7 protein-coding genes are annotated in these 12963 nt (G+C 62.7%); 4 read left to right on the plus strand and 3 right to left on the minus strand.

Annotation, left to right across the window (positions count from 1 at the left end; translation table 11 throughout):
• Nucleotides 1–43 precede the first annotated feature (43 nt).
• Entirely contained in the window at nucleotides 44–919 is an 876-nt protein-coding gene (locus tag BLR69_RS24535; RefSeq protein WP_071492966.1) for a DMT family transporter, read from the minus strand.
• A 97-nt stretch (nucleotides 920–1016) separates the two neighbouring features.
• Here BLR69_RS24535 and BLR69_RS24540 point away from each other — a divergent pair, with 97 nt between their 5' ends.
• From BLR69_RS24540 to BLR69_RS24550, 3 genes are all read left to right on the plus strand, one after another.
• Nucleotides 1017–1805, plus strand: a complete 789-nt coding sequence (locus BLR69_RS24540; protein ID WP_071492967.1) for an AraC family transcriptional regulator — start codon at nucleotides 1017–1019, stop codon at nucleotides 1803–1805.
• Nucleotides 1806–1876: 71 nt separating this feature from the next.
• The gene (locus BLR69_RS24545) at nucleotides 1877–2176 is read left to right on the plus strand and encodes a PsiF family protein (RefSeq protein WP_017849707.1); all 300 of its coding nucleotides are present in this window, start codon (nucleotides 1877–1879) and stop codon (nucleotides 2174–2176) included.
• A gap of 207 nt (nucleotides 2177–2383) precedes the next feature.
• Nucleotides 2384–3397, plus strand: coding sequence for an AI-2E family transporter (locus tag BLR69_RS24550; RefSeq protein ID WP_027607720.1), 1014 nt, complete (start codon nucleotides 2384–2386; stop codon nucleotides 3395–3397).
• 125 nt (nucleotides 3398–3522) lie between these two features.
• Here BLR69_RS24550 and BLR69_RS24555 read toward each other — a convergent pair whose 3' ends face one another.
• Nucleotides 3523–4791: an Hsp70 family protein gene (locus tag BLR69_RS24555; protein WP_071492968.1), complete on the minus strand. Its 1269-nt coding sequence runs from the start codon at nucleotides 4789–4791 to the stop codon at nucleotides 3523–3525.
• Nucleotides 4792–5030: 239 nt separating this feature from the next.
• On the opposite strand from BLR69_RS24555, the gene BLR69_RS24560 reads away from it, so the two are divergent.
• Entirely contained in the window at nucleotides 5031–5969 is a 939-nt protein-coding gene (locus BLR69_RS24560; RefSeq protein WP_058423543.1) for a DnaJ C-terminal domain-containing protein, read from the plus strand.
• Nucleotides 5970–5992: 23 nt separating this feature from the next.
• Here BLR69_RS24560 and BLR69_RS24565 read toward each other — a convergent pair whose 3' ends face one another.
• A complete protein-coding gene (locus BLR69_RS24565; protein WP_071492969.1) occupies nucleotides 5993–12913 on the minus strand; it encodes an NEL-type E3 ubiquitin ligase domain-containing protein in 6921 nt (2306 codons plus the stop codon).
• Nucleotides 12914–12963 lie beyond the last annotated feature (50 nt).

The raw sequence follows: 12963 nt of genomic DNA on the forward strand, positions 1-12963 counted from the left end.
TGTGGCCGAATGTGGGAGCTGGCTTGCCTGCGATAGCGACGGTTCAGGCAGCACTGACCGGCGTGGTCCAGCGCTCCGACAAGATCACCCCGCCCAAGGTCAGCAGGCCGCCCACCAGGTGATACAGCGCCAGTTCTTCCTTCAGCACCACGGCGGCGATCAGCGCGGTGATCAATGGCAGCAGGTTGAAAAACAACGTGGTGCGGCTCGGCCCCAGGGTCTTCACCGAATGCATCCAGGCCAGCGGTGCCAGCATCGAAGCCAGCAGGCACGCATACAACACCAGCGGAATATTGGCCCAGCCCAGGCCGGCCTTGGCAGAGAACAGGAACAGCGGAAACAGCACCACCACCGCCACGAGCACCTGCAGATACAGCAGCACCAGCGGCGGCAGGCGCAGTTGCCATTTTTTCAGCAGGGTGCTGTAGACCGCATAGGCCAGGGTCGCGACCAGCATCATGCCGTCACCCAGGTTGACCCCGTGTTGCAGCAGTGCACCGAGGCTGCCGGCGGACACCACCACGACCACGCCGGCGAATGACAGCACCGCACCGGTCAGCGCGCCGTAGGTCAGGCGCTGGCCGAGACTGATGATGGCCGCCGCCAGCGCCATCAACGGCATCAGCGACAGGATGATGCCCATGTTGGTCGCCGTGGTCAGCGACGCGGCGTAGTACGCCAGGCTCTGGTACACCGCCATGCCCAGCACGCCGAGGATGAACACCTTGCCCAGGTTCGGGCGGATCTGCGCCCAGTGGGCAATCACCGGCTTGAGCATGAACGGGGTAAACAGCAGTGCCGCCAGCAGCCAGCGGTAAAACCCGATTTCTGCCGGGAAGAGCGCGCCCACGGCCAGTTTGTTGACGACGGTGTTGCCGGCCCAGATAAAAATGGCCAGCAAGGGATAAGCGTATTGCATCGAAAGGAACCCGGTGTGTAGATGAGGCAGGATTATCCATTGTCTGGATCGAAGCCTATACTGCGATCCAGACAACCCACTGCTGTATCCAGACAACATGGCCAAGCACAACGTACGCCTCCAGGATTTCCCCCAACTGCCGAGCCCGGTGTATTTCCGCTATTCGGATTTCGCCCCCGACACCGAGTGCACGCCGCACCAGCATTTCTGGGGTTCGCTGGATTACTCCGCCAGTGGCGTGATGCGCATGGAAGTGGCCGGCAGCCGCTTCATGTCTCCGCCGCAGTACGCCGTGTGGGTGCCGCCGCATACCGAACACAGCTCCTATAACGCCGAGGCGATCGTCTACCACTCGGTGGGGCTGGCCCCGGAACTCTGTGAGCAATTGCCCCGGCAGCCGTGCACCCTGGCCATCAGCGATATCCTCAAGGCCATCCTCAGTGACTTCGCCCAGCGCGATGTGAATATGCCGCAGACCGAGTCCGATATCCGCCTGGCCCAGGTGCTGGTGGACCAACTCAGGCAGGCGCCGATCCACGAGTGCTTCCTGCCCTACGCCCGTCACCCCGGCCTGCTCGGCGTACTGGAAGGCATGCAGGCCGATCCCGGCGACAACCGGCCCCTGGCGCACTGGGCCGAACAGGTGCACGTGAGCGAGCGCACCCTGGCGCGTCAGTTCGTGCGGGAACTGGGCATGAGCTTCGGCGAATGGCGCCAACGCCTGCGCTACCTGGCCGCCATCGAGGCCCTCGACAGCGAGCGCAGCGTGCAACATGTGGCGTTTGACCTGGGCTACAGCACCGCCTCGGCGTTTATCGCCATGTTCCAGCGCCAGGCGGGATGTACCCCTGAGCAGTACCGGCGGGCGCATATTCGTAGTCGGTGAAGATGTAACAGGCTTTGACTACACTGCTGGGTAGGCCGTGCCCTTCGGTGCGGTAACAGGGAGAAAACTCCATGAAGATGCTGCGAATTCCGCTGTTGATGATGGGCTTGCTGCTGTGTTCCCAAGGCTTTGCCGCCACCGCCCAGCAAAACAAAATGACCACCTGCAACGCCGAAGCCACCACCAAGACGCTCAAGGGCGACGAGCGCAAGGCGTTCATGAAGACCTGCCTGTCAGCCCCGGCGGCCAATGATGCCAAGACCCTGACACCGCAGCAGCAGAAGATGAAGGATTGCAATGCGTCGGCGAAAACCAAGGCGCTGACCGGCGATGCGCGTAAAACCTTTATGAGCACCTGCCTCAAAGGCTGATCACTCTTTCGCGAGCGCCGCAGATCAACGGTGGGAGCCGGGCTTGCCCGCGATACAGGCGCCTGGGTCTGTCTGGTACACCGCGGCGAGGCCATCGCGGGCAAGCCCGGCTCCCACACTTGATCGCATTCACAACCGACCCACTCGCTTGATTCCTTCAAGGCTGGCAGACTGCCCATCCTTTAACGCCGTTCGTTTTGAGGCTGTATGCCAACGTTTTCTCAGCGTCACGTGCTATTGCTGGCCAGCTACATCATCATTTTTGGCGGGTTGCTGCTGGTGCTGCCGCTCAAACTGCTGCCCAGCCTGCTGGCCGGCCTGTTGGTCTATGAACTGGTCAACATGCTCACCCCCCAACTGCAACGGCTGATCGAAGGCCGGCGCGCGCGCTGGCTGGCGGTTGCGTTGCTCGGCACGTTGATCGTCAGCGTGCTGGCGCTGATCTTTGCCGGCGCCATCAGCTTCCTGCTCCACGAAGCGGAAAACCCCGGGGCGTCCCTCGACAAATTCATGGGCGTGGTCGACCGCGCGCGCGGCCAGCTGCCGCCTTTCCTGGACGCCTACCTGCCCGCCAGCGCCGCCGAGTTCCGCGTGGCCATCGGCGACTGGCTGAGCAAGCACCTGAGTGAACTGCAACTGGTGGGCAAAGATGCTGCCCACATGTTCGTCACATTGTTGATCGGCATGGTGCTCGGCGCGATCATCGCCCTGCAGCGCGTGCCCGACCTGACCAAACGCAAACCCCTGGCCGCCGCGCTGTTCGACCGCCTGCACCTGCTGGTCCAGGCGTTTCGCAACATCGTCTTCGCCCAGATCAAGATCGCCGCGCTCAACACCGCCTTCACCGCCGTGTTTCTCGCCGTGGTGCTACCGCTGTGCGGGATCCACCTGCCGCTGACCAAGACCCTGATCGTATTGACGTTCCTGCTCGGCCTGCTGCCGGTGATCGGCAACCTGATGTCCAACACCCTGATCACCATCGTCGCGCTGTCGCTGTCGATCTGGGTGGCGGTGGCGGCGTTGGGTTACCTGATTGTGATCCACAAGGTCGAGTACTTCCTCAACGCGCGGATCGTGGGCGGGCAGATCAGTGCCAAGTCGTGGGAGTTGCTGTTGGCGATGCTGGTGTTTGAGGCCGCGTTTGGCTTGCCCGGCGTGGTGGCAGGGCCGATTTACTACGCGTACTTGAAGAGTGAGCTGAAGCTCGGGGGTATGGTTTAAGCCTTGTATTGGCCAGTCTGGCCTCATCGGGGGCAAGCCCCCTCCCACATTTTGATCTGTGAACACATTCAAAAGTGGGAGGGGGCTTGCCCCCGATGGGCGCGCCACGGTGTTTCAGATAAAACTCAGCTGCCGTAGCGCTTGCTGGCCTCAATCGCCAAGCCGCTGCCGATACTGCCAAAGATATTCCCTTCCACATGCCGCGCATTCGGCAGCATCGCCGAAATGCTGTGGCGCAGCGCCGGAATCCCGCTGGAACCGCCGGTAAAGAACACCGTGTCCACCTGCGCCACGCTCACCGAGGCATCGTTGAGCAACTGTGTGACGCTGTTGCGCACGCGCTCCAGCAGGCCATCGATGGCGGATTCGAACAAGGTCCGGCTCAACTCCACGCTCAAGCCGGGCTCCACCCGGTCCAGCAGCACATGGCGGCTGTCTTCGTGGGTCAGCTGGATCTTGGTTTCTTCCACTTCCATCGCCAGCCAGTGCCCGGCGCGCTGTTCGATCAGCTTGAACAGGCGGTCGATGCCGCCGGTGTCTTCGATGTCGTAGCGCATGCTGCCCAGCGCCAGCTGGGACTTTTGCGAGTACACCGAGTTGATGGTGTGCCAGGTGGCCAGGTTCATGTGGTGGCTGGTGGGCATGTAGGCACCGCTTTTCATGCGGCTGCCGTAGCCGAACAACGGCATCATGCCGTTCAGCGAGAGCTGTTTGTCGAAGTCGGTGCCGCCGATGTGCACGCCGCCGGTGGCGAGGATGTCGCTCTGGCGGTTGTCGTTGTGGCGACGGTCCGGCGACAGGCGCACCAGCGAGAAGTCGGACGTACCGCCGCCGATGTCGACGATCAGCACCAGCTCTTCTTTTTCGATGGTGGACTCGTAGTCGAATGCCGCCGCAATCGGCTCGTACTGGAACGAGATGTCCTTGAAGCCGATCTTGCGCGCCACGTCGACCAGGGTGTTCTCGGCTTCCTGGTCGGCCATCGGGTCGTCATCGACGAAAAACACCGGGCGGCCCAGTACCACTTCTTCGAACTCACGCCCGGCGTTGGCTTCGGCGCGGCTCTTGAGTTGGCCGATGAACAGCGCCAGCAGGTCGGTGAACGGCATCGCGGTGCCGAGCACGCTGGTGTCGTGCTTGATCAGCTTGGAACCCAGCAGGCTCTTGAGCGATCGCATCAGCCGGCCTTCGTAGTTTTCCAGGTATTCGTGCAGGGCCAGGCGACCGTACACCGGGCGGCGCTCCTCGAAGTTGAAGAACACCACCGACGGCAACGTGATCTTGTCGTCCTCCAGCGCGATGAGCGTCTCCTCGCCGGGGCGGATCCAGCCGACGGTGGAGTTGGACGTGCCAAAGTCGATGCCGCAGGCACGGGCTGGGGATGGGTTTTTCATGTCTATCGGGTTCCGGTTGAAAAACGGCCGCGCAGTGTATGCCAGTCGAAGGCGGATGCGTAGGCCGACTATCCGCTAAATCACGCTTGAAAGTTGGGTATTTGCCCCCACATCTGCTGCATACGGCATGTGCCGATAACACTTTGACGCACCCCCCAGGCCACATCACTCGACAAGTGCAATGCAGCGCACGTTGTGCCCCGGGCTGTGCGATCTCGATTAAGGATGGTGAACCGCCGATGGATTTCAAAGACTACTACAAGATATTGGGTGTCGAGCCGACCGCCGATGACAAGGAAATCAAGGCGGCCTATCGCAAGCTCGCGCGCAAATATCACCCTGACGTGAGCAAGGAAAAAGACGCCGAAGCCAAGTTCAAGGACGCGTCCGAAGCCTATGAGGCGCTCAAAAGCGCCGACAAGCGCGCCGAATACGATGAGCTGCGCAAATACGGCCAGCATGGCCAACCGTTCCAGGGACCACCGGGCTGGCAGAGCCGTGGCGGCTTTGGCGGTGGCGGTGGTGGCGAGGACTTCTCGGACTTCTTCAGCTCGATCTTCGGCTCCCGTGGCGACGCCTTTGGTGGCGGCCAGCGTCGGCCTGCCGGGCGCAAAGGCCAGGACGTGGAGATGCAGCTGTCGGTGTTCCTTGAGGAGACGCTGTCCACCGAGTCCAAGCAGGTCACCTTCCAGGTGCCGCAGTACGACGCGTCGGGCCGGCATGTGAGCAACACCACCAAGAGCCTGAACGTGAAGATCCCCGCCGGCGTCACCGACGGCGAGCGCATCCGCCTCAAGGCCCAGGGCGCGCCGGGCATTGGCGGTGGTGCGAATGGCGATCTGTACCTGATCATCAAGTTCGCGCCGCATCCAAAATTCGAAGTGGATGGCGAAAACCTGATCATCAACCTGCCCCTGGCGCCGTGGGAACTGGCGCTGGGTGCTGAAGTACAGGTGCCGACGCTGACCGGCAAGATCAACCTCAAGGTGCCTGCCGGCAGCCAGAACGGCCAACGCATGCGCGCCAAGGGCCATGGCCTGCTGAACAAGGCCGGGCAGCGCGGCTTCCTGTTCGTGCAGCTCAAGGCAGTCATGCCCAAGGACAGCAGCGATGAGGTCAAGGCCCTGTGGCAGGAGCTGGCGCAAAAGGCGGCGTTCAATCCCCGCGAAAACTTCTGAGGGAGTGAACGCCTGGGCGCCCGTTACTGCGGGCGGGAGGCGCCGGGTTGCTGGTGATCGCCGCCGTGCGGTGTCAGCTCGGCCACCTCCCGGCGTGACAGCTCCAGCAGCTTGAGGTTACGTTCGGTGGCCTGCTCGATTTCCAGTCGGTTCAAGGCCTCGAGGTAGGCGTCATCAAAGTCTTGGTGTGCATCTTCCAGGGCGTTCTGCCGTGCGTCGGCATTGCGCTTGAGGGTGGCGAACTCGTCGGCATACCGCTGCTTGAGGTAGTCCACCCAGTAGTCCCGGCTGATCAGGTCCTCGTAAAACACCTCACTGCGTTCTGCGTCGAGAATATTGCGGCGCGCGTCGGCCAGTTCAGTGCCTGTGATTGGCCGGCTGAACCGCATGTGGCGGGGTTGCCCAGGTAGCTCCAGCTGGTCCGGCCACCCCCTGGCCAGGCCGATGCGGTACGACAAGCGCACTTCCGCCACGTCCGAGTGTGGGACCAGCGCCCTGTCGGCCTCGACTTCGGCTCTGCCCAGCCGGAACAACTGCCGGGACAGGTTCAACAGGGCCGCACCTCTCAGATCCAGCCGCGCCGCATCGACGTTGAGCAACGCGTTGTGCTCGTAGACCCTGACTTCCAGCCCGCTGAAGGTCAGGATGCGGCCATCGACGCAGGTGCCGTGCGTATGGGACATGGCGAACAACGCCTGGCGCAGTTCGGAGTTATCGGCGGCCGCTTCCAGCACGTTGCGTACCCGCTGCGACAGGTCGGCGCGAGCCGCGCCGAACTCCGTGGTGTCCTGCAACCGTTCGAGCAGGTGAAAAAACGCCTGGTGATCCGGTTCGGCCTGCAGTTGGGTCCAGATCTCCCGCAGCCTGCCTTGTTCAGGAAGGGGCAGGTCGTCTATCCAGGGCACCGGTTGTTCAGGTAGGGCGGGTTGCGCCGGGAGCTCTTCGTCGGGTTGTTCAGGGAAGATTTCATCGGGCTCTGGTGATGACGGGAGCCCATCGTCCAGCATTGTCTGGATGTCCCGGCGTGACAGGCCCAGCGCCGAGTCACGCCCCGTGCGGTCCAGATACTCGATAAGCGCTGTCAGGCTGTCGTGGGACAGGGGGTTGTCGGAGATATCGGTGCCCTCCATCAAGGCATCGTGGCTGCCATCCAGTGCTTCGGTCGGGATTGCACTGATGTCATTGGCGCTCAGGTTGAGCGTGCGCAGATGACCGGCTTCCAATGTGCCTGCCGGCCAATCCGTGAGGCGGTTACCGCTCAGGTTCAACACCTCGAGGGGCGAGCCAGGCTCGAGACTGAAAAACTCCATCAGGTTGTCGCTCAGGTTCAGCTGTTGCAGGTGTGGCCAGTCATCCAGGCCGATGGCCAACTCATCGTCGAATCGGTTGGATGACAGATCCAGCTCCCGCAACTCAGGTAATTCTGCGAGTGCCCTGGGCAAGCCCTGCAACTCGTTGCCGGTCAGGCGCAATGTGCGCAGGTTGGAAAAGCCTGCGAGGAAACCGTTGGAGCCTTGTTCGGCGAACAGGAGGCCGCTCAGGTCCAGGTGATGCACATGGGAAAAGTCCGCCGTTACCACCGGCAGGTTGTCCAGTTGCAAGCCGTTGAAACTCAGGGTCTGGCCCGCCGGGTCCGACGCCAGCCCCTGGCGCCAGCACGTGACGATGCGTTGCGCGGCCTGGTTGCGGCGACTGGCCACGGACCAGTCGGTGGCTGGCGAGCCTCGCGTGTACAGCCAGCCATTGAGCTGGCGTATCAGGGTGTGCAGGGCCTCATTCCAGACGTCGATCAGAGCGTGCAAGTGCGTGTCACTGGCGCCGCCTGCGCGCAGGCGTGTCAGCCATTGCTGTAACGTCTGCTCATCCATGCCGTGCTGCAAACGTTGCAGGCGTTGCGGCAGGGGCAGGCCGGGGTCCGCGGTGGGCAGGTCGAGCAGGTGGCGGGCCAATGAGGCTCCGCTTTCGGCCTCGGGGAATACGTTGGTGGGTGGTTCTTCATAGGCAAAACGCTCCAGGGCTCCGGCGGGCAGGCCCCGGGCGGTTTCAACCCGCTGTCGGGCCACAGCCAGCGCGCCTTCGGAAACCTGGCTCAACGGCGTACCGACGACGTTGGTACTGAGCAGCAGCTCGTCTCTGGTCAGGATTGCCTCGGGCAACACGGTGATGCGGGTATTGCGCAGGTTCAGCGAGGTCAGTTGCGCCAAGTCCTCGAGACCGGTCGGCACTTGCTGCAGGTTCGTTTCTCGCAGGTTCAGCGTCCTGAGTCGTGGCATGTGATCGATCTCAAGGCGCGTGAGGGGGTTGCCTTGCAGCGAGAGATGTTCCAGTGCGACGAAGTCCTGGAGCTCGGAGGGGGCGGCGGCCAGCTCGCAATAGTTCAGTTCGACAGTGCGTGCCTGGGTGAATGCCCGGACGAAACGACTGACCTGCTCCATGGGCACACGCAGGTTCATCAGGCGCAAGGCTAGGGTGTGGGGGAAGCTGTTGGCCGGCAATTCGGGCAGGCTTGAGGGGCTGAAACCGCGTAGATCCACTTCCAGAAATGAGCTTGGCCGCGCGCGCAGTGGGTCAGCCGCCGCGTAGAGGTTGAGCAGCCCGCGACTCCATTGGACCCGCAAGTAACCGCCCATCCATCGTTGGTTTGCGTGTTCCACCGCGTGGGGAGGACGCAGCCACTCGTTCAGCCGCCGGTCGATTTCACTGTACTGTTCGCTCAGCGCCTCAATCGCGTCAAAGCGGGCGCGGTGACCGACCCAGCGTTCGGCAAAGCTGTTGATCAACACCTGCGAGTCCCGAGCGGGCTCCGTGAGGCGTGCCAGTTCCCCGACACAGTAAATCCGCACCATTTCCTCTAGGTCGATCAAGTGATCGGGTTGGTTGTTCAGCCGGGTATAGAGCGCTCTGAAGCTGTCGCGCGACATTCTCGACCAGTCCAGCGAGAGGCCGGACAGCAGGCGCTGGTGACCTTCCAGCAGTTCGGTCGGAATACTCTGGATACCGGTGCCGCTCAGGTTCAGGCGCTCGAGCTGGGGCAGGTCCTGCACGCCAACCGGCCAATCGGTCACCTGGGAGCCGACTATTTCCAACTGGCGTAGCCGCGTCAGGCGGCTGACATCCAGCCGGGGTTGGTGAGTCGGCGCAAACACGTTGTTGTTGGCAATGCTCAGCTCTTCCAACTGGCTGAGCGTGCCCAGGGTGTTGATGTCTTCGGCCGAGAGCGGTGAAAAGAGCTGCAACCTCGTCAGTCTTGGCCAGTGTGTCAATGTCTCGAGCTGGTTGATGCTCCGCGGGCCGGTGACGAAGATATGCAGGCTTTCCACGCTGGGGAACAAGCCAGGCAATTGCTCCAGCGGTTGGCCGTGGGTGACCAGCACGCGCACATGGGAAAAATCCGCCGTCAACGGTGGCAACGGGGCGTCGGTGGTGAGTTCAAGTCTAGCGGCTGTCTGCACGTCACTGGCGAGGGGCGCATTGCGCCAACTGGCCCTGAGGTTTTCGGCTGTGGTATTGCGCAGCATGGCTTCCAGTGAGGTGGGCGGCTGCGTTGCAACCCACTGCGCCAGTGTGTTTTCCAGGGTTTCCCATTCACGCCCGCGTGCCTGCAACAGCCCGTAGATCTGCGCGTCGGTTTGCCCGGCGCGGCGTTGCTGGAGGATAAAGCCGTTGGCCTGCTCGTCGCTCAGGTCGGGGTACAGGTCCTGCACGCGCGTGACCAGCGACGGGTCCATGCCGGCGCCACGGCCACTGGCGTAGTAACCGGCCTGATTCACGCGGATGCGCGCAGGCGGCTTGAACCGCGTCACCTCACCACGGGGCAGGCCCAGCCACTGTGGCGCCAGGTGACGGTGCTCGACCGCACTGCGGATGATGCTGCGCTGCAACTCGGCCTGCTGGCCGACATGGGGAACACCCAACGCCTGGCGCGCTTCGTCGGGCAGGGCATGCAGCACCGACGCGTAAAAGTTGTCGCCATACCTGGGCAGGCTGTTGAGGGCCTCGCCGCGCTCGTCGAACGCCTGGTAGACCGGGCCTTTCTTGACCAGGAATTTGCGCTGCATCGCGTCCTGGTTGCCGATGGCCTCGATCAGTCGGCCACCTACGTGTTCATCGCGGATTTCCAGGCGCACCGCGTCCGACCAGCCCGGCAGTTTCTGCAATGCGTGCAGGGCCAGGCGTTTGCTGTCGGTGGTCGCGATGTGATCCGTGTGCAGCCCGGCATAGGCGCGGGCCTGACGCCCTTGTCGTGCATACCAGCGGCCTTCTTCGAGCAAGGCCAGCGGCACTTTGCCGGTGCTCTCCAGGCGGTCGAGGGCTTCGGCACTGGCGTGGGCCAGGATGTCTTGCGCTGCTGGCTTGCTCAGCCCCGGACAGGCTTTTTGCAATTGCGTGATGCGCAGGTCAGTGGGTTTGGGGCCTTCATAGAGACTTTCGAAAATCGCTGCTCGACGGGTCTGCGCAAAGTCGGCGATCTGTTTTCTGAACTCCACTGGCCTGGCCTCCCGCACCCGTGCCGCCTCGCCACCGAGCAGGCCGGTGATCTCGTCCTCGTCCAGCACCGCCAGGATACGCCCCGGCAGCCCGCTGCCCAGTACATCCGCGCGGCTCATACGGATGGGCGCCCTGGCGCGCACGCCGGCATACAAGCGCTCGGCGCCGTACTGAATGGATTTCCCCCGCAGGCCCGGACCGTCAAAGACCTCCAGCACCCGACCCGTCGGCCAGCGGGGCAACTCAGTGACCAGCGGCAGGATGTACAGATAACGTTCGTCCACCGCCGTGCCGGTCTGCACCTGGCTGATCACGTCTTCGACACCTTTGTCGGCTTCAAACAGGCGCATGGCATCCGTCAATTCGGGCGGTGGCGGCTGGTTGTCCAGGTGGGCCTTGCGCAGGGTGTTGTCGCTGACGCCGCTGACGTCGGCGATCTTCAACAGTTGCTCGTCGGAGTATTGCTCGGTCGCGTGGCCCAGCCGGCGCAGCAGGGTCAGCCGGTCCCAGGCCAGTGGGCGTTCCAGGGTGTGCCGCCAGGCGCCTTGGCCGTTGTGCCGCAGCAGCGGCTGATAGGCATCCGGATCGCTGGGATGCTGGATGCGCCACTCGCCGGGCGTTGTTCCTTGGCTTATTTCGTAGTGCTTACCGTCCTGGCGGATATAGGTTTTGCCGTTGACCGCATAACGTCCCTGGGGATCGGGGCTGGCCTCGGGCGCCAGGGCAACGTCGCTTGCATAGGCGTTCAGGTCGGGCCTCCACAGGCGGGTTTCTCCGTTGGGCAAGGTGACCGACTGCAACCCCTCGATCACCGGTTCAGCCGGTACCGCCGTCAATTTGGCCAGGCCTCTTCCTACCCCCACTTGAGCAGCAAGCAACACCAGGTTCTCCGCCACATCAATCAGGTGAGCCTTGGCCGCTTTGCGATCACCTTCGGACCACTCCTTTACGCCTTCGAAGGTTTCGTACAGGAGCTGGCCGGCCATCACGGCGATCATGACTTCACCCAGCACCGGTACGAATATCGACACCCCGGTCAACAGCAGCATGCCGATGTTGAGTAGCGCTGCCAGTTTGCGCGAGCGCACGGTGGCATCCACCTGCGCGGTCGGCACGGCGTGGCTGCGGGCGTCGGCATAGACTTTGGCGCGGTGTTGCTCGTAGAGGTAGGTCCACAGGTCGAAGTTATCGATCCAGAAGATACCGCTGTGAACCGGTGCGATGACGGTGGGGTTCAGATAGGGGTCGTCGTTGGCCACCTGCTTGATCGGGCTGGGGGGCGGCGGGTTGTTTATTCGGGTGAATTGGGAAAACGGGTCGAACCCTTGGCGTATCTGGTCCAGCAACGGCGCATAGGGGGCGAGGTCCTGGGTGACGGTGGTATCCGGCGTGTCCTGGGTGAACTGGCTGAAGTAGTCCGCACGGTCGGCGTAATCGACGAACTGGCTGAAAAAACGCTGGTAGGCGCTGGGGCTGCCGGCGGTGGCCGGGGGCGTGTCGCGGGCGGTGAAGCGCTCTTTGAACAGTGGCTTGAGCTGGCGCAAGGTGTAGCGTTTGAGGGGCGATTGCGGATCATCAGGGATGTACAGCAGCAACTCGCTCGCGTTGTGGAGCTCTCCGCTGACCAGAAATACCACCACGCCCGTGAGACGGTGCTTCATCAAACTCAAGTCGCGAAACCAGATGCGTTGGCCGTTCAGCATGGGTTCGGTTTCGCCGCCGACCACCGAGAGCACCATGCGGTAGTCAGCGTCGGTGATGTCTTTCTTCAGCAATGCCTGTTCAGCTGCAACGCGCAGGGCGGTCTTGTGGGCGGTGATGAATTTGTCGCGCAATACGGCCTGCGTGACCGCGTCTTTGGGCTCCAGGTAGCCCTTGAGGTAGGCCTGGTACTTCGCGCCGATGTCCAGCGAGCGGCACAGACCGGTGAATTGCTCCACGGTCAGTGATGTAGACACTGCGTCGAATTCATCTCCGGTCTTGACCACGAACCCCGACGAAGGGTGAAAGGCGTTGGCCTCACATTCAGCCTCTTCGAAGTTGTGCAGGGCGGCTTGCAGCAGGGGCAGCTTCAGCGCTTCGAACCAAGCGGCCGTGATCGAGAAAACGCCGACGGTGATGGATTTTCTGAGCCTCAGAAAGGTTTTATCGACGTCCAGTTGCACCTTGAACTGATCGTTCAACGCCTGGGTCAACAGGGGCCGGGCAAAGGTGTCGATGTCTTGCAGCGCGGACATGGCCTTGTCCAGTTTGCCTTGCGCAGTGAAGCTTGCGGTGATGGCGTCTTGCAGCGATTTGCGTTGTGCTGCCGAGGCGTGCTGGTACCAATCGGGCGTTGTCGCGGGCGTCGTTTTCAGGGCTTCACGTTGCTGCGCAGTGGCCTGGGTCAGCCAATCGGGAATGGCGTTTTCGAGAAAGGGGGTGTGCAGGCTTTTTGAAGCGGGTGAAGCCGTCATGCTGTCTCTCCTTGGGTAGTGGAGCAGACAGCAGATCACTTCGGCAGGCG

It is taken from the genome of Pseudomonas azotoformans, assembly GCF_900103345.1.
Lineage (GTDB): Bacteria > Pseudomonadota > Gammaproteobacteria > Pseudomonadales > Pseudomonadaceae > Aquipseudomonas > Aquipseudomonas azotoformans.